The sequence below is a fragment of the Sphingomonas sp. PAMC26645 genome (genome assembly GCF_004795835.1).
Classification (GTDB): domain Bacteria; phylum Pseudomonadota; class Alphaproteobacteria; order Sphingomonadales; family Sphingomonadaceae; genus Sphingomonas.
On the sequence record NZ_CP039249.1, the window covers coordinates 3,324,252 to 3,341,037 of the forward strand.

Below are 16,786 nucleotides of genomic sequence, written 5' to 3' on the forward strand. Positions count from 1 at the left end.
CAGCGTTCTCGCAAAGGATGATATGAAATGACCGAGAAGAGTGGAGCCGATATCCTGATCGAGGCGCTGTGCGATCTCGGCGTGGAGGTCGTCTTCGGCTATCCGGGTGGCGCCGTGCTGCCGATCTACGATGCGCTGTTTCGCCACAATTCGAACGGCGGTCGGATCAAGCACATTCTGGTGCGCCACGAGCAGGCTGCGACGCATGCCGCGGAAGGCTATGCCCGCTCGACCGGCAAGCCCGGCGTGGTGCTCGTCACCTCGGGTCCGGGCGCGACCAATGCCGTGACCGGGATCACCGACGCGCTGATGGATTCGATCCCGATGGTCGTGATCACCGGCCAGGTGCCGACCGCGCTGATCGGCACCGACGCGTTCCAGGAAGCCGATACCGTCGGCATCACGCGCCATTGCTCGAAGCATAACTACCTCGTGAAGGACCCCGCCAAGCTTGGCGACGTGATCCACGAGGCGTTCCACATCGCCACCTCGGGGCGCCCCGGCCCGGTGGTCGTCGACATTCCCAAGGACGTGCAGGTCGCGACCGCGCGCTACAAGAAGCCCGGCCCGATCCAGCACAAGACCTATCGCCCGCAGGTGAAGGCCGACCAGTCGCAGATCGAGCAGCTCGTCGACATGCTCGCCGCGGCCGAACGTCCGATCCTGTACACCGGCGGCGGCATCATCAATTCGGGTCCGGCCGCGAGCCAGCTGCTGTGCGAACTCGTCCGCATCACCGGCGCGCCGGTGACGTCGACGCTGATGGGCCTCGGCGCCTATCCCGCCTCCGGCCCGCAGTGGCTCGGCATGCTCGGGATGCACGGCACGTACGAGGCCAACATGGCGATGAACCAGGCCGACCTCGTCGTCGCGCTCGGCTCGCGCTTCGACGACCGCGTGACCGGGCGGCTGGACGCGTTCAGCCCGAACTCGCGGAAAGTGCATATCGACATAGATCGCTCGTCGGTGAACAAGACGGTGCGCGTCGATCTCGGCGTCATCGCGGACGTCGGTCATGCGCTCGAGGACATGGTCCGGATCTGGAAGAGCCGCCAGCATCCCAAGCCCGACACGACCGACTGGCAGCGTCGGATCGCTGGCTGGCGCGCGGTGAAGTGTCTCGATTTCCCCGAGAACGACCCGAACGAGATCATGCCGCAGCGCGCGATTCGGGCGCTGTTCGACGCGACGCACGCACGGTCGCCGATCATCACGACCGAGGTCGGCCAGCACCAGATGTGGGCTGCGCAGCATTTCGGGTTCGAGAAGCCGAACAAGTGGCTGACCAGCGGCGGTCTCGGCACGATGGGCTATGGCCTGCCCGCCGCGATCGGCGCGCAGCTCGGCAACCCGAACGCGCTGGTGATCGACATCGCCGGCGAGGCCTCGATCCAGATGAACATCCAGGAGCTGGCCACCGCGTCGCAATACCGGTTGCCGGTGAAGATCTTCATCCTCAACAACCAGTATATGGGCATGGTCCGCCAGTGGCAGGAGCTCACCTATGAGAGCCGCTATGCCGAGAGCTATTCGGATTCGCTGCCCGATTTCGTCAAGCTGGGCGAAGCTTACGGCTGGAAGGGCATCCTGATCGAGACGCGCGACCAGCTCGACGGCGGCATCGCCGAGATGCTGGCGTATGACGGCCCGGTGATCGTCGATTGCCGCGTGTCGCAGCTGACCAACTGCTTCCCGATGATCCCGTCGGGCGCGGCGCATACCGACATGATCCTGCAGGCGAACGAAGTGTCCGGCACGATGGACGACGAAGCGAAGGCGCTGGTTTAAGATGCACATTTCCCAGGAAAAGGCCGAGCGGCACACGCTCGCCGTCATCGTCGACAACGAACCGGGCATCCTCGCCCGGATCGCCGGCCTGTTCACAGCGCGCGGCTATAATATCGAGAGCCTGACGGTGAGCGAGATCACCGCGGACAAGTCGGTCAGCCGGATCACGATCGTCACCAGCGCGTCGCCGGCGACGATGGAGCAGATCATCGCCCAGCTCGACCGGCTGGTCCCCGTCCACAAGGTCACCGACCTTACGGCGCAGGGCGCGCACGTCGAGCGCGAACTTGCTCTGGTGAAGGTCCGCGGTACCGGCGACCACCGGATCGAGGCGCTGCGCCTCGCCGACGTCTACCGCGCCCGCGTGGTCGATGCGACGACCTCGAGCTTCGTGTTCGAGGTCACCGGCGGCATCGACAAGATCGACAAGTTCGTCGAACTTATGGGTGAAGTCGGTCTGATCGAAGTAGCCCGAACCGGCATCGTCGCGATCGCCCGCGGCAAAGAGCCGGCCTGAATTACTGCGTCATCCTGACGAAAATCAGGATCCAGAGCCACAATCGGCGCCGCCTGGAACCCTGGGTTCCGGCGTTCGCCGGAATGACGAAAGAAGGAAGAATCCAATGCGTGTGTATTACGATCGCGACGCCGACCTGAACCTCATCACCGACAAGAAGATCGCGATCGTCGGCTATGGTTCGCAGGGCCATGCGCACGCGCAGAACCTCCGCGATTCAGGCGTCAAGGACGTCGCGATCGCGCTGCGCGAAGGCTCGGCCACCGCCAAGAAGGCGATCGAGGCCGGCTTCGCGGTCAAGTCGAACAAGGAAGCCGCCGCCTGGGCCGACATCGTCATGATCCTCGCCCCCGACGAGCATCAGGCGGCGATCTACGCGAGCGACCTGCACGACAACCTCAAGCAGGGCGCGACGATCGCCTTCGCGCACGGCCTCAACGTGCATTTCGGCCTGATCGAGCCCCGCGCCGATCTCGACGTCATCATGATCGCGCCCAAGGGCCCCGGCCACACCGTGCGCAGCGAATATGTCCGCGGCGGCGGCGTCCCCTGCCTGATCGCGATCGACCAGGACAAGTCGGGCAACGCGCATGACATCGCGCTCGCCTATGCCAGCGGCGTCGGCGGCGGTCGCTCGGGGATCATCGAGACCAACTTCCGCGAGGAATGCGAGACCGATCTGTTCGGCGAGCAGGCAGTCCTCTGCGGCGGCATCACCCACCTGATCCAGGCCGGGTTCGAGACGCTGGTCGAGGCCGGCTACGCGCCCGAGATGGCGTATTTCGAGTGCCTCCACGAGACCAAGCTGATCGTCGACCTGCTGTATGAGGGCGGCATCGCCAACATGCGCTATTCGATCTCGAACACTGCGGAATATGGCGACATCACCACGGGGCCGCGGATCATCACCTCGGAGACCAAGGCCGAGATGAAGCGCGTCCTGGCCGACATCCAGTCGGGCCGGTTCGTGAAGAACTTCATCCTCGACAACCGTGCGGGGCAGCCTGAACTGAAGGCGGCGCGGAAGCAGGCGCTGGCGCATCCGATCGAGAAGATCGGGTCGGAGTTGCGTGGGATGATGCCTTGGATCGGGAAGAATGCGCTGGTCGACAAAGCGAAGAACTGACTTCGTCAGTTTTCGCTTTATCGACCGGCCGGCACGTCGGAGCCTGCCCATAGGGCACGGCTTCGCCGGGGCCGACGGGCTGGCGTGGGGGAAGTGCTGAGGCCAGCGTAAAGCCTGCGCCTACCACCACCCCGGCGAAGGCCGGGGCCCAGCTGGGGGACGTTGCTAATGGACGACGACGCTCCGATACCTCGACCTTTCCAACTGGGCCCCGGCCTTCGCCGGGGTGGTGGCGTTTTGGGAGAAGCGTCAATCGCTGCCTATCCTGTTCCCTCGCGAACGCGGGGGGCCAGGATCTCGGGCGGTGATCGTGGTTTAGCTGGGCCCCCGCGTCCGCGGGGGAACGAGAGCTTGCGGTGCACTCTACCGAGAGCGGGAGCGCGACGCCCCCCGACCCAATTCCGAAACACAGCGTTGGCATAACGTCGTTTGACGCGCCCCCTCCGCTCGGCCAGCATCGCGCGTCAAACAGGAGACCCCGCATGCGCCTAGTCCTAGCCACGATCCTCGCCCTCACCGCCGCGCCAGTACTGGCCCAGACCGCAGGCGTCCCCGGCGCCCCCGTCAAGGCACGCGTCGCCGCCGGCACCTATGCGGTCGACCCCAACCACACGCAGGTGACGTGGGCCGTCAACCACATGGGCTTCTCGATGCTCGAAGGCCAGCTCGGCGCGTCGGGGGGCAGCATCACGATCGATCCCGCAAAGCCGAACGCGACCAAGGTCGAAGTGAACTTCGCGATCGACCAGCTGTCGGTCACCGCAGCGCCGTTCGCCGGCCATCTGAAGTCGAAGGACTTCTTCGACGCCGCGACCTACCCGACCGCCAAGTTCGTCTCGACCAAGGTCGTCGCAACCGGCGGCAAGGCGACGATCACCGGCGACCTCACGCTCAAGGGCGTCACCAAGCCGGTCGTGCTCCAGGCGACCTTCATCGGCGCCGGCGCGAACCCGATGAACAAGAAGCTCAACTTCGGCTTCCGCGCGACGACGTCGATCAAGCGCAGCGACTTCAATATCGGCGCCTACGCCCCGGTCGTGTCGGACAAGGTTGACCTGACGATCAACGCCGCGTTCTCGGCGCAATAATCTGTCGAATTTTCTATCGCGCTGGACACGGACTGTGTCCGCGCGATAGGACGACGTTAATGACGTATGGCCGCCTCCTGCTGCTTCGACTTACGCGCCCTTAGGCGCGCCGATCGTTTGCGCGGTGGTCATGCCCCGCGCCTCGCGCCTAAGGGCTGACCCGAACGCTCCCGACGATACGAGAGACACGAGCCATGCTGCGCGACCCAACGACCAAATACCGTCCCTTCCCACAAGTCGACCTGCCCGACCGCCAATGGCCGTCGAAGACGATCGTCAAGCCACCCCGCTGGCTCTCGACCGATCTGCGCGACGGCAACCAGGCGCTGATCGACCCGATGGATGCCGAGAAGAAGACGCGCTTCTTCGACCTGCTCTGCAAGGTCGGCTTGAAGGAGATCGAGGTCGGCTTCCCGAGCGCGGGCGCAACCGAGTTCGACTTCATCTCGGGGTTGGTGAAGACCGGCCGCATCCCCGACGACGTGTCGATCCAGGTGCTCACCCAGTCGCGCCGCGACCTGATCGAGACGAGCTTTGCCAGCCTCGTCGGCGCGAAGACCGCGATCGTGCACCTCTACAACGCGGTGTCGCCGGCATGGCGCAAGATCGTGTTCGGGATGGACCGCGCACAGGTGAAGCAGATCGCGATCGACGGCGCCAAGGTGCTGCGCGATGAAGCCGCCAAGCAGCCGAACGTTCGCTGGCAGTTCGAATATTCGCCGGAAACCTTCTCGACCGCCGAGCTCGATTTCTCGCTGGAGGTCTGCGAGGCGGTGATGGACGTCCTGATGCCGACGCCCGACAATCCGATCATCTTCAACCTGCCCGCGACGGTCGAGTGCGCGACGCCGAACATCTATGCCGACCAGATCGAATGGTTCGGGCGGCATATCCGTAATCGCGACGCGGTGGCGATCTCGCTGCACACGCACAACGACCGCGGCACAGGCGTCGCGGCGGCGGAGCTCGGCATGATGGCGGGGGCGGACCGGGTCGAGGGTTGCCTGCTCGGCAATGGCGAGCGGACCGGCAATTGCGATCTCGTGACCGTCGCGCTCAACATGTACACGCAGGGGGTGGATCCGAAGCTCGACCTGTCGGACATCGACGGCGTCGTGAACACGGTCAATTACTGCACCAACATCCCCGTCCACCCGCGCACGCCCTATGCTGGCGACCTGGTCTTCACCGCGTTTTCGGGGTCGCATCAGGACGCGATCAAGAAGGGGTTCGCGGCGCAGGAGGCGAAGAACGACACGCTGTGGGAGGTGCCGTATCTCCCGATCGACCCCGCCGATCTCGGCCGCAGCTACGAGGCGGTGATCCGCGTCAATTCGCAATCGGGCAAGGGCGGCGTCGCCTGGGTGATCGAGCAGGACAAGGGGCTGAAGCTGCCCAAGCGGTTGCAGGCGGACTTCAGCCGGCACGTGCAGGCCTATGCCGACGAAACCAGCCGCGAGTTGAACGCCGCGGATATCTGGAGCCTGTTCGAGCGGACCTACATGCCGCAGGCGGACGACCGCGTGGAATTGCGCGATTACGAGGAGAGCGGTGCCTCTGGGCAGCGCGTCTTTATTGGTCGCGTGGCGATCGACGGCGAGGAGCGGTCGATCTCCGGACGTGGCAACGGACTGATCTCGGGCGTAATCGCGGCACTGACGGACTCGACCGGACCGACGCTGGACGTCGTCGACTACAACGAGCACGCGATCGGCCACGGCGCAGATGCGCAGGCTGCTGCCTATGTCGAATGTCGCACCGCGGAGGGCAGGACGGTGTTTGGAGTCGGCATGGATACCGACATCGCCACCGCCTCGGTCCGCGCGGTCCTCAGCGCCGCCAACCGCGCCTGACCTTATGAAATACGGCCATCGGCTGAACCGGTGGCCGTTTAACCTTACGCCAGCTTCGCCAGCAACGCCTGTGCCGCCTTTGCCGACGAGGCGGGGTTTTGGCCGGTGATCAGCAGGCCGTCCTCGACCACGTACACGCCCCAGTCTGCGGTCTTGGAGTAGTTGCCGCCCTTCTGTTGCAGCATGTCCTCGACCAGGAACGGCACGACATCGCTGAGCCCGACCGCGGCTTCTTCGCTGTTGGTGAAGCCGGTGACCGTCTTGCCCTTTACCAGCGGCGCGCCGTCGGCGGCCTTTACGTCGCGCAGCACGCCGGGTGCGTGACAGACCAGCGCGACGGGCTTGCCTGCGCCGATCGCGGTTTCGATCAAAGCGATCGATGCCGGATCGTTGGCGAGATCCCAAAGCGGCCCATGCCCGCCGGGATAGAACACTGCGTCGTAGTCGGCGATCCGCATGTCGGACAGTTTGCGCGTATCGGCGAGCGCGGCGGTTGCATCGGCATCCGCCTCGAACCGGCGTGTCGCGTCGGTCTGCGCGTCGGGCTTGGCACTGCTGGGATCGAGCGGTGGCTGGCCACCTGCCGGCGATGCGATCGTGATGTCTACGCCCGCGTCCTTGAACACGTAATAGGGCGCGGCGAGTTCCTCGAGCCAGAAGCCGGTCTTGCGGCCGGTATCGCCGAGATCGGCATGCGAGGTGAGGACGACGAGAATTTTCAACTTTGGTCTCCGGATCGGGTTCGTGGGGAGAGAACGAACCGGCTCTAGGATCGGCGCCATGCGTGTGGGACCGAAATGCGCTCGATCGTGAGACTATCGCTCTGAGCAGGACCGGTCGGCAATCATACGGAGCCATGCCCTTCCTTGTTCTCCCGCGAAGGCGGGAGCCCAGTCTGGATCCCCGCCTTCGCGGGGCAACAAGTCTTTCTCAAACGCTGGATCGATCTTTCGCTAGATCGAGCGCTCCCGCACGATGCGGCAGCCGATCGCGGCATCGGGGTAGACGTCGGTCTTCATCGTCTCGATCTCGACCCGCCGCACCCGCTCGTCCGCCAGACACAGCGTGGCGATTGCCTCGCAAAGCGTCTCCTGCAACGCGAACGGGCGCTCCGCTACCATCGCCAGGATGCTGGTGCGGACGAAGTCGTAATCGAGCACTTCCCCGATCGCATCGTCGCCGAGCGGGCCTGGATACACGACCGTCATCTCGACCGAGACGACCACGCGTTGTGGCGCGACTTCGTGCGGGTGGATGCCGAGGCGCATCATCACCTCGAGTCCGTCCAGGATCGTCGTGAATTCAGCCATTCCGCCCCTCAAACATCACGTCGCCGTCTCGCGTCAGAAACCGTTGCCCGCAATCGACGAACACATTCTGCCCCGTCACGCCTTTTGCGGTCAGCAACCATGCGACCGCGTCCGCGACCGCGTCGGCGCCGACCGGCCGCTCGAGCAAATTGTCGCTCGCCACTGCCGCGAACTCTTCTTCAGTCTGGTCTCCGCTTGGCAACGTAAGCCCCGGCGATACGGCGTTGACCGAGATGCGTGGGACGAGCGCCTGTGCCAGCATCATCGTTGCCCCCTCCAGCGCGATCTTGCCGCAACTGTACGAGAAGAAGTCCGGGTTGAGGTTGGCCACCTTCTGGTCGAGCACATTGACCACCGCGCCGTCCGCGACGTCGTCCTGCGACGCTAGCGCGGACGCGAGCAGCACCGGCGCGCCGCAATTGATCGCGCCAAGCTCGGCGAACAGCACCGGATCGACGGTCGGCGGTCGGTCGAACTCGAACTTCGACGCGCAGTTCACCAGTCCGTCGATCGGCCCGCCAATCGCCGAGCGTGCCGCCGCGAACAGGTCGCCGATCGTGCCCAGATCGCTCAGGTCCCCAGCCACCGCAGCGGCACGCCCTCCCCCGTCGACGATCTCCGCCACCAGCGCGGCCGCCTCGTCGGGGGAATGTCCCTGGTGCACGACCACCGCGTGCCCGTCCGCCGCCAGCCGCCGGACGATCGCCGCGCCCAGCCGCTTTGCCCCGCCCGTCACCAGGACGGTTCGCATCAAACGCCACGTCCCATCAAGGCCAGCACTTCCTTGCGGCTGCGCTCGTCGTCGCGGAACACGCCCATCATCCGGCTCGTGACCATCGTCACCCCCGGCGTGCGGACACCGCGCGCCGTCATGCAGGCATGGCTCGCCTCGATCACCACCGCGACGCCCTGCGGCTTGAGGTTGTCCCAGATGCAGTCGGCCACTTCCGCGGTCAGCCGCTCCTGCACCTGCAACCGCCGCGCGAAGCCGTGCAGCACGCGCGCGAGCTTCGAGATACCGACGACATGGTCGCGCGGCAGGTAGGCGATGTGCGCCTTGCCGATGATCGGCGCCATGTGATGCTCGCAATGCGACTGGAACGGGATGTCCTTGAGCAGGACGATCTCGTCATAGCCGCCGACTTCCTCGAACACGCGTTCGAGATGTTTCGCCGGATCGTCGCCATAGCCCGCGCAATATTCCTTCCACGCACGTGCAACACGACGCGGTGTATCGAGCAGCCCCTCGCGGGTCGGATCGTCGCCCGCCCAGCGGATCAGCGTACGGATCGCCGACGCTACGTCTTCGGGCACAATCACCTTGCCGTCGGGACCCAGTACATCGCCCCCAGCTGGCCGCCCCTCGGACCCGTTCAGTTCATCCCGCATCGCAACACCCTTTGTCAGCATACCCAAACATCGGAACATGGGTCCTCTTTTGCAACTGTTTCATTTCAGCAACGCGCCATAAATCCCAGTAATCCGGGGCTCAAAATGCGTTGACGCTAGATCGTTTTCGTCGTTACTTCGCCATACCTGAAAAACTAAATCGTGAATCGGCACAGACCGGCACGATCGGGGAGAGGACTGACATGGCCAAGTTCGAATTGCTCGCCGCCTCGGCGATGATACTCCTGTCGATTGCGCCGGCAATGGCCCAGACGGCCACCACATCGGCTGGAAATGCCGGCCCCACCAATGGCCCCGGGCAGGAAGCGCCGTCGACGCCCAGCACATCGACCCAGACCACCCCCGCCTATACCGCGGCCAGCGCCTATGCGTCGCAGGATATCGTGGTTACCGCGCAACGCCAATCGCAACGTTTGCAGGATGTTCCGATTGCAGTGAGCGCTTTTACCGCGGACACGATCTCGAAGCAGCAGATCGTCAACCCGAGTGCGCTCCAGCAGACGTTGCCCAACGTCACCTTCACCAAGACCAATTTCACCACGTCGAGCTTCACGATCCGCGGCATCGGCGATCTCTGCGTCGGCGCGACCTGCGACCAGGCGACCGCGATCCACGTCAACGACATGCCGCTGGTCACCACGCGACTGTTCGAAAGCGAGTTCTTCGATCTCGAGCGGATCGAGGTTCTGCGCGGTCCGCAGGGCACGCTGTTCGGCCGTAACGCCACCTCGGGCGTGGTCAACTTCATCACCGCCAAGCCGGACCTGTCGGGGATCCACGCCGCCGCCGAGGCCGAATACGGCAATTATGACTCGAAGCGTGCGCGGGCGATGATCAACCTGCCCTTCACCGACACGCTCGGCATCCGCGTCGCGGGCACGTATCTCAACCGCGACGGCTATACCAAGAACACCTATGACAATTCTAAGATCGACGGGCGCGACCTGTATTCGATCCGTGGCACGTTGTCGTGGGAGCCGACCAGCGATACCCGCGTCGACCTGATCGGCTATTATTTCCGCGAGAAGGACAATCGCAGCCGCATCCAGAAGCAGCTGTGCCATCGCGATCCGACCGGCATCCTGGGCTGCCTTCCCGATCGGCTCGCGAACGAAACGCCGAACGGCAACTCGACGCTGGCCGCGACGCTCGCCTCGACACAGTATTTCGGGATTGCCGGCACGCAGCTCGGGCATCCCGAGATTGCCGCGATCGGCCTGCAGAACCTGTATGCGACCGACACCTATGCCGGGGTCGTCAATCCCGGCGACGTCCGCACCGTCCGGATCGACTCAAACCCGACCTATTTCGCCGAGGAAGAGCAGTACACCGCCAAGATCTTCCATGATTTCGGTCCGGTCTCGTTCAACTTCACCGGCGGGTTCTCGCGCAACACCGTCGACAGCACGACCGATTTCAACCTCGCGGTCGAGAATCCCCTCGCGGCCAATGTCGGCCTGAACACGCTGAACGCAATCGGCCGCCCCGGCGTGGTGATCCCGCTGCCCGGCGGCGCGCTGGTCAATACCGGCTATCTCAATGGCGTCCGTTCCGTGCTGATCCCCAATGGCCCGGCCGGCGGCGCGTGCCAGTCGGGTGCCGATCCCAACAATGTCGGCGTGTTCGGCGGCAACGGTATCGGCTGTTACGCGCAGAGCCTCGACGTCGATCGCTCGCGCCAGGTGAACCGGCAATATTCGGCCGAGGCGCATATCGACAGCTCGTTCGACGGCATGTTCAACTTCCTGCTCGGCGGCATCTATGTCGATTCGCGCAGCCAGAACACCGACTATTTCGTCAACGCGTTCGGTCTGGATTACGCATCGGGCGTGCTCGGCGCGGCCAGCTCGGCGGCGATCCCGGGCGTCAACGGCAACGCGTTCCTCGCGACGCCGTTCTACCGCAACGACGGCGACGATTTCCGCCTGAAATCCTACGGTATCTTCGGCGAGACCTATTTCGAGTTCAACGACAAGTTGAAGCTGACGCTGGGCCTGCGCTACAATCACGACGAGAAGGACGTGAAGGCGCGTAACATCACGTTGAACGTGCTCACCCCAATCGGCGCGTCGAACATGACGCAGGGGCTGAACTACACCACCACCGACTTCGACTCCACGCGCGCCGGAGTTCAGGAATATGCGCTCGACAAAGTCAGCTTCTCGCGGCTCACCGGCCGTGCGGTGATCGACTACAAGATCTCGCCCGACAATCTGATCTACGCGTCCTATTCGCGCGGCTACAAGTCGGGCGGTATCAATCCGCCCTTGCCCGCGACCTTCTCGGTGCCGACCACCTTCACGCCCGAGAAGATCGACTCGTTCGAGATCGGCTCGAAGAATACGTTCGGTAACGGCGCGTTGCGGCTCAATGTCACGGGCTTCTACTACAAGTACAAGCAGTTGCAGCTGAGCCGGATCGTCGCGCGGACCGCGGTCAACGACAATGTCGACGCCAATGTCTACGGCGTCGAGGCGGAGGCGATCCTCAGCCCGATCCCGGCGTTCGTCGTCAACATGAACGCGAGCTACCTCCACAGCGAGGTGTCGGCGGACAAGTTCCTGGTCAATCCGCGCGATCCGTCGGGCGGCCGCTCGGATGCAGTGATCATCAAGGACCTGCAGAGCGCCGCCAACTGCGCGGTCGTCCCCACTACCGCGGGCAATATCGTCGGCGTGAACACCTATGTCGGCGCGGTGAACTCAGGTCTCGGCTTGCGCGCACCCGTGGCGATCCCGACGACCAACACCACCGGCGCGTACAGCCTGTGCTCGGTGCTGGCCTCGACCGCGGCCAATCCTCCGGCGGCGCTGCGTGCGCTGTTCGGCGTGCCTACCGGTGCTTTGCCGTACAGCGTGATCGACGGCGTCGGCGTCAACATCCGCGGCGGCAAGCTGCCCCAGGCGCCGACCTACAAATTCTCGGCTGGCGCGCAGTACACGATCGGGTTCGGCAACGGCATGTCGATCGTGCCGCGCGTGGACCTCAACTACACCGGCGGCTTCACCGCATCGATCTTCAACCAGCTGGTCGACCGCGTGCAGGGCTATGAGGTGATCAACGCGCAGGTGCAGCTGAATGGCGCGGAAGACCGCTGGTTCCTGCGCGGCTTCGTGCAGAATTTGACGAACAATGACTCGATCACGGGTCAGGCGGTCGGCGACCAGTCGTCGGGGCTGTTCACGAATATCTTCACGATCGACCCGCGGCGGTATGGGATTGCGGCTGGGTTCAAGTTCTGAGGGGGGACGCAAACGATCCTCCCCGCCCAGGGGGGCGGCGCCGAAGGTGACGGAGGGGGAGGACAATGCGCGGGCGTTTCCCTTACCTCCCCCTCCGTCTGGCAAGTGCCAGCCACCTCCCCCTGGCGGGGGAGGATTTCAAGGAGGCCTCCCCCCTCGCAAGGGCGGGGACGCTGACCGGGCTCCCGCCCGCGTGGCGAACCGGGAAGAGTAAGGTCGCGTACGACCACCAACTCTTGTGGTCCGAAGGGGCTAGCCGCCGATTTGCTCCCCTCCCTGGAAGGGAGGGGTTGGGGGTGGGTCGGTCTGGATTGGCCGCGGTGGTTACCAAGCAGCCTACCCACCCCCGGCCCCTCCCTTTCAGGGAAGGGGGAAAATAGCGCACGTTCTCGTTACCGGCAGGGGAAGACGGTTATTTCAGGCGCTTGGCGTGCCATGCGACATGATCCGGCATGAACGTCGAGATGAAGTTGTAGCTGTGGTCATACCCCGGCTGCATTCGTAGCGTCAGGTCGATCCCCGCCGCGTCGCAAGTCTCCGCCAGCAGCTCGGGCTTCAACTGCTCCGCCAGAAAGCCGTCGGCATCGCCTTGGTCTACAAGGATGTCCTCCACCCGCGCGCCATCTTCGATCAGCGCACAAGCATCATAGGGGCGCCACTCCATGCGGTCCTCCCCTAGATACCCGCCGAGCGCCTTCTCGCCCCAGGCGCACTGCAACGGCGCGACGATCGGGGCGAACGCAGACACGCTCCGGAAGCGATCGGGATTGCGCAGCGCGATCGTCAGCGCACCATGCCCGCCCATCGAGTGGCCGAAGATTCCCTGCCGCGCCATGTCCGCCATCGAAAACTCCGCCGCGATCAGCGCTGGCAGTTCGTCCTCGACATAGGACCGCATCCGGAAATTCTTCGCCCAGGGCTCCTCCGTCGCATCGACGTAGAAGCCCGCGCCCTTGCCGAAGTCGTACGCATCGTCGTCCGGCACGTCGTCGCCGCGTGGCGAGGTATCCGGCGCGACCAGGATCACGCCCAGTTCGGCACACGCGCGCCGATACTCGCCCTTGTCCATGACGTTGGCGTGCGTGCAGGTCAGGCCCGACAGGAACCACAGCACGGGTAACCGCGCGCCCTCGTCATGCGGCGGCACGTAGACCGCGAAGGTCATGTCGGTGCCGGTTGCGGTGGAGGCGTGGCGGTAGACGCCCTGCGTGCCGCCATACGCCTTGCTGGTGGAGACGGTCTCCATCACGCGACCCGGTGCGCGGCGCAAAGCTTGTTGCCCGACGGATCGCGCAGATAGGCGAGATACAGCGTGCGACCCGCGGTGCCCTGGCGGATACCGGGCGGGTTCTCGCACGCGGTGCCGCCATGCGCGAGACCCGCGGCGTGCCACGCATCGGCGGCCTCGGGCGACGCAGCGACGAAGCCCATCGTGCTGCCGTTGCCATGGCTCGCCGGCTGCCCGTCGATCGGCTTCGTCAGCAGGAAACGGCCGCCGGCGTGGGCGTAGACCACCCGGCCCCATTCATCGACCACGCCCTCGGGCACGCCGAGCGCGCCCAAAGCCGCGTCGTAGAACGCCTTCGACGCGGCGATATCGTCCGCGCCGAGCATGATATGGCTGAACATCCGGCCGTCCTCAGTAGATCACGACGGAGCGGATGCTCTCGCCGGCGTGCATCAGGTCGAAGCCCTTGTTGATCTCGTCGAGCGTCAGGCGGTGCGTGATCATCGGGTCGATCTCGATCATCCCGTTCATGTACCAGTCGACGATCTTCGGCGTATCGGTCCGCCCGCGCGCGCCGCCAAACGCGGTGCCGCGCCAGTTGCGCCCGGTGACGAGCTGGAACGGTCGCGTCGAGATCTCCTTGCCCGCCTCGGCCACGCCGATCACGATCGACGTGCCCCAGCCGCGATGGCATGCCTCCAGCGCCTGCCGCATCACCGTCGTGTTGCCGGTCGCATCGAACGTATAATCCGCACCGCCATCGGTGAGCGCGACGATGTGCTGGACGATGTCGCCCACATCCTTGGGGTTGGCGAAGTGCGTCATGCCGAAGCGACGGCCCCATTCCTCGCGGTCGGGGTTGATGTCGACGCCGACGATCATCCCAGCACCGGCAAGCCGCGCGCCCTGGATCACGTTCAGCCCGATCCCGCCAAGCCCGAACACGACGACCGTGTCGCCCGGCTGGACCTTAGCCGTATGCACCACCGCGCCGACCCCGGTCGTCACGCCGCAGCCGACGTAGCACGACGTATCGAACGGCGCGTCCTCGCGGATCTTCGCCACCGCAATCTCCGGCAACACGGTAAAATTGGAGAAGGTCGAGCAGCCCATGTAATGGAAGATCGGCTGGCCCTTGTAGCTGAACCGCGTCGTCCCGTCGGGCATCAGCCCCTTGCCCTGCGTAGCGCGGATCGCGGTGCACAGGTTGGTCTTCTGGCTGAGGCACGACTTACACTGGCGGCATTCGGGCGTGTAGAGCGGGATGACGTGATCGCCGACCGAGACGCTGGTCACGCCGGCGCCCACTTCGCGGACGATGCCGGCGCCTTCATGGCCCAGCACGCTCGGAAACAACCCTTCCGAATCAAGCCCGTCGAGCGTGTACGCGTCGGTATGGCAGATGCCCGTCGCCATGATTTCGACGAGCACTTCGCCGAATTTCGGTCCTTCGAGGTCGAGTTCGACGATCTCGAGCGGTTTTTTTGCCTCGAAGGCTACGGCGGCGCGGGTCTTCATGAGTGGGTCTCCTTGATTGCCGCCCTGATGGCCCCCGTGCCCTGCGTCTGCAACCCATACGCGATGCAACCAATGCCGCGTTGCCGCGCTTGATCCTTTCAAATCAAGGAGATGGCGCGATGAAGGATCCGAAGAAGGGCGACGAGGTCACCTGGAAATCGCACGGCGGCGAAGCGCACGGCACGGTCGAGAAGAAGCAGACCACCGATACGAAGATCAAGGGCCACACCGTCAAGGCCTCCAAGGAGGAGCCGCAGTTCATCGTAAGGAGTGACAAGGGCGGCAAGGCAGCGCACAAGGCGGACGCGCTCACCAAGGCGTGACCACGCGCGCAGTGCCCAACGCACGTGCGCAACAGGAAGGAATGCTTATGGCTACAGCTCCCAAGACCGGCGGCATCCACGCCCCCGTCCAGCCCTCTCCCGAGCTCGGCGAGATCGTCGGCAACGACAAGCTGCCGCGCAGCGAAGTGATCAGCAAGGTTTGGGTCTACATCAAGGCCCACAACCTCCAGAACCCCGAGAACAAGCGCGAGATTCTGGCTGACGAGAAGCTGAAGAAGGTCTTCGGGCGTGACAAGTGCACGATGTTCGAGATGAACAAGTACATCTCGCAGCACGTCAAGGCCTAACCGCCCGCACTGCACGGCAAGCGGCGACGGGGCATCGTGAGCGATACCCGTCGCCCCTTGATCTAACCCCGTCGAGGGTTCGAAATACCGAAATATTGTCGTTGCTCGAATGTTACCGCGCACGACCGGACGCTAGCCTCGCGCTTGATCGTCCCACCCGACCGGCGTAATGCGCCAGCCGATGCCCCCGTAGCTCAGCCGGATAGAGCGACGGTTTCCTAAACCGTAGGCCGCGTGTTCAAATCTCGCCGGGGGCACCAGCTTTTCCGCAGTAGGCCGCTGCCGCTTTGGCGGCTTCTAAACGCCGGGCGGACGACACTTTTATCCGCAGCAGCGTTTGGATTTCTTCCCCGAGCCGCAGGGGCACGGATCGTTTCGGCCGATCTTCGCCGGTGTGGCGACCACCGGTGTGCCTGATGATGCACCTGCGTCCTGGGAATGCACTGCATGAAGTTTCAGGACAGCAGCGATGATCTGCGCGGGGGCGCGCTCGTCGAGAGCGTTGACCTCGACGCTGTCGAGCGTGGTCTCGTTGGTGACGATCGCGATCAGCGCCCTGATCTGCGCCACTGCGTCGGCGGTATCGGGATCGGTGCCGTCGCCCAACGCCGTCCAGCTTTCCGGCCTGAGTGCCACCGCTTCGGCGAAACCGTCGATCCAGGCTTCCCAGAGGATATCGCCATTGCGGTCGTCGGTGTCGAAGATCGGCTGAGGCTTGCCGCGGGTCAGGTCGCGAACGATCTCGGCGTAGCGTGCCATCACTGCATCTACGAACCACTGGACGTCGGCGGGATCGTCGAACGGCGGGTCGACGCTATCGTCTGAGCCCCAGATGCTCTGGAGCCACTCGCTCTGCGGGATCGTGTCGGGGCCGACCACCAAGGCCGTCAGGAAGCCGTCGAGTTCGGTGAGCAGCATCGGCTCCTCGAGTGGAAGGTCGGCGAGCGCGCCGTCGAGACGTCGGAAACGGGAGGGGAGATTTTTCATCGGTTCGGGTCGGCTACCTTGGAGAATGCAGTGCGTCATAGCCCGCCGATGATGGGCGCTGCCAGCGACGAGTGGTGCAAAGTCCTGC

General features: G+C 64.6%; 16 protein-coding genes and 1 tRNA gene. 9 read left to right on the plus strand and 8 right to left on the minus strand.

All coding sequences use genetic code 11. From position 1 onward, the window contains the following. Nucleotides 1–27: 27 nt before the first annotated feature. The 5 genes from ilvB (at nt 28) to leuA (ending at nt 6,372) form a co-directional block, all read left to right on the plus strand. Nucleotides 28–1,788 (plus strand): biosynthetic-type acetolactate synthase large subunit, encoded by a 1,761-nt coding sequence (gene ilvB, locus E5673_RS15285; protein ID WP_136190675.1) that lies wholly within the window; start codon nt 28–30, stop codon nt 1,786–1,788. 1 nt (nt 1,789) lies between these two features. After that, nucleotides 1,790–2,305 (plus strand): acetolactate synthase small subunit, encoded by a 516-nt coding sequence (gene ilvN, locus E5673_RS15290; RefSeq protein ID WP_056048113.1) that lies wholly within the window; start codon nt 1,790–1,792, stop codon nt 2,303–2,305. A gap of 106 nt (nt 2,306–2,411) precedes the next feature. Then, nucleotides 2,412–3,431 carry a ketol-acid reductoisomerase gene (gene ilvC, locus E5673_RS15295; protein WP_136190676.1) on the plus strand — a complete coding sequence of 340 codons (1,020 nt, stop codon included), beginning with the start codon at nt 2,412–2,414 and terminating at the stop codon, nt 3,429–3,431. 482 nt (nt 3,432–3,913) lie between these two features. After that, nucleotides 3,914–4,519: a YceI family protein gene (locus E5673_RS15300; protein WP_136190677.1), complete on the plus strand. Its 606-nt coding sequence runs from the start codon at nt 3,914–3,916 to the stop codon at nt 4,517–4,519. Between the two features lie 194 nt (nt 4,520–4,713). Further along, nucleotides 4,714–6,372 carry a 2-isopropylmalate synthase gene (leuA, locus tag E5673_RS15305; protein ID WP_136190678.1) on the plus strand — a complete coding sequence of 553 codons (1,659 nt, stop codon included), beginning with the start codon at nt 4,714–4,716 and terminating at the stop codon, nt 6,370–6,372. A 44-nt stretch (nt 6,373–6,416) separates the two neighbouring features. Here the strand turns inward: leuA and E5673_RS15310 are convergent, their stop codons facing one another. The 4 genes from E5673_RS15310 to folE all read right to left on the minus strand — a co-directional run bounded on the left by E5673_RS15310 (nt 6,417) and on the right by folE (nt 9,071). Next, the gene (locus tag E5673_RS15310; RefSeq protein WP_136190679.1) at nt 6,417–7,094 is read right to left on the minus strand and encodes a type 1 glutamine amidotransferase domain-containing protein; all 678 of its coding nucleotides are present in this window, start codon (nt 7,092–7,094) and stop codon (nt 6,417–6,419) included. A gap of 231 nt (nt 7,095–7,325) precedes the next feature. After that, entirely contained in the window at nt 7,326–7,682 is a 357-nt protein-coding gene (locus E5673_RS15315; RefSeq protein WP_136190680.1) for a dihydroneopterin aldolase, read from the minus strand. Continuing rightward, nucleotides 7,675–8,433 (minus strand): SDR family NAD(P)-dependent oxidoreductase, encoded by a 759-nt coding sequence (locus E5673_RS15320; protein WP_136190681.1) that lies wholly within the window; start codon nt 8,431–8,433, stop codon nt 7,675–7,677. Before E5673_RS15320 ends, E5673_RS15315 begins: the two co-directional genes overlap by 8 nt. Further along, entirely contained in the window at nt 8,433–9,071 is a 639-nt protein-coding gene (folE, locus tag E5673_RS15325) for a GTP cyclohydrolase I FolE (RefSeq protein ID WP_247599419.1), read from the minus strand. Before folE ends, E5673_RS15320 begins: the two co-directional genes overlap by 1 nt. A 203-nt stretch (nt 9,072–9,274) precedes the next feature. Here folE and E5673_RS15330 point away from each other — a divergent pair, with 203 nt between their 5' ends. Beyond that, nucleotides 9,275–12,334 (plus strand): TonB-dependent receptor, encoded by a 3,060-nt coding sequence (locus E5673_RS15330; protein WP_136190682.1) that lies wholly within the window; start codon nt 9,275–9,277, stop codon nt 12,332–12,334. 412 nt (nt 12,335–12,746) lie between these two features. On the opposite strand, the gene fghA is transcribed toward E5673_RS15330, so the two are convergent. Genes fghA through E5673_RS15345 form a run of 3 tightly spaced genes read right to left on the minus strand, consistent with a single transcriptional unit; the run spans nt 12,747 to nt 15,080 of the window. Continuing rightward, a complete protein-coding gene (gene fghA / locus E5673_RS15335) occupies nt 12,747–13,580 on the minus strand; it encodes an S-formylglutathione hydrolase (protein ID WP_136190683.1) in 834 nt (277 codons plus the stop codon). Continuing rightward, nucleotides 13,580–13,963 carry a VOC family protein gene (locus E5673_RS15340; RefSeq protein WP_136190684.1) on the minus strand — a complete coding sequence of 128 codons (384 nt, stop codon included), beginning with the start codon at nt 13,961–13,963 and terminating at the stop codon, nt 13,580–13,582. Before E5673_RS15340 ends, fghA begins: the two co-directional genes overlap by 1 nt. Before the next feature lie 10 nt (nt 13,964–13,973). After that, the gene (locus E5673_RS15345; RefSeq protein ID WP_136190685.1) at nt 13,974–15,080 is read right to left on the minus strand and encodes an S-(hydroxymethyl)glutathione dehydrogenase/class III alcohol dehydrogenase; all 1,107 of its coding nucleotides are present in this window, start codon (nt 15,078–15,080) and stop codon (nt 13,974–13,976) included. 119 nt (nt 15,081–15,199) lie between these two features. On the opposite strand from E5673_RS15345, the gene E5673_RS15350 reads away from it, so the two are divergent. The 3 genes from E5673_RS15350 to E5673_RS15360 all read left to right on the plus strand — a co-directional run bounded on the left by E5673_RS15350 (nt 15,200) and on the right by E5673_RS15360 (nt 15,971). Beyond that, nucleotides 15,200–15,403, plus strand: coding sequence for a DUF2945 domain-containing protein (locus E5673_RS15350; RefSeq protein WP_056482645.1), 204 nt, complete (start codon nt 15,200–15,202; stop codon nt 15,401–15,403). A gap of 47 nt (nt 15,404–15,450) precedes the next feature. Next, nucleotides 15,451–15,711 carry an SWIB/MDM2 domain-containing protein gene (locus E5673_RS15355; RefSeq protein ID WP_031394799.1) on the plus strand — a complete coding sequence of 87 codons (261 nt, stop codon included), beginning with the start codon at nt 15,451–15,453 and terminating at the stop codon, nt 15,709–15,711. A 183-nt stretch (nt 15,712–15,894) separates the two neighbouring features. Then, nucleotides 15,895–15,971: transfer RNA gene (locus tag E5673_RS15360), tRNA-Arg, on the plus strand. Between the two features lie 61 nt (nt 15,972–16,032). Here the strand turns inward: E5673_RS15360 and E5673_RS15365 are convergent. Then, nucleotides 16,033–16,698 (minus strand): UPF0149 family protein, encoded by a 666-nt coding sequence (locus E5673_RS15365; RefSeq protein WP_136190686.1) that lies wholly within the window; start codon nt 16,696–16,698, stop codon nt 16,033–16,035. Nucleotides 16,699–16,786 lie beyond the last annotated feature (88 nt).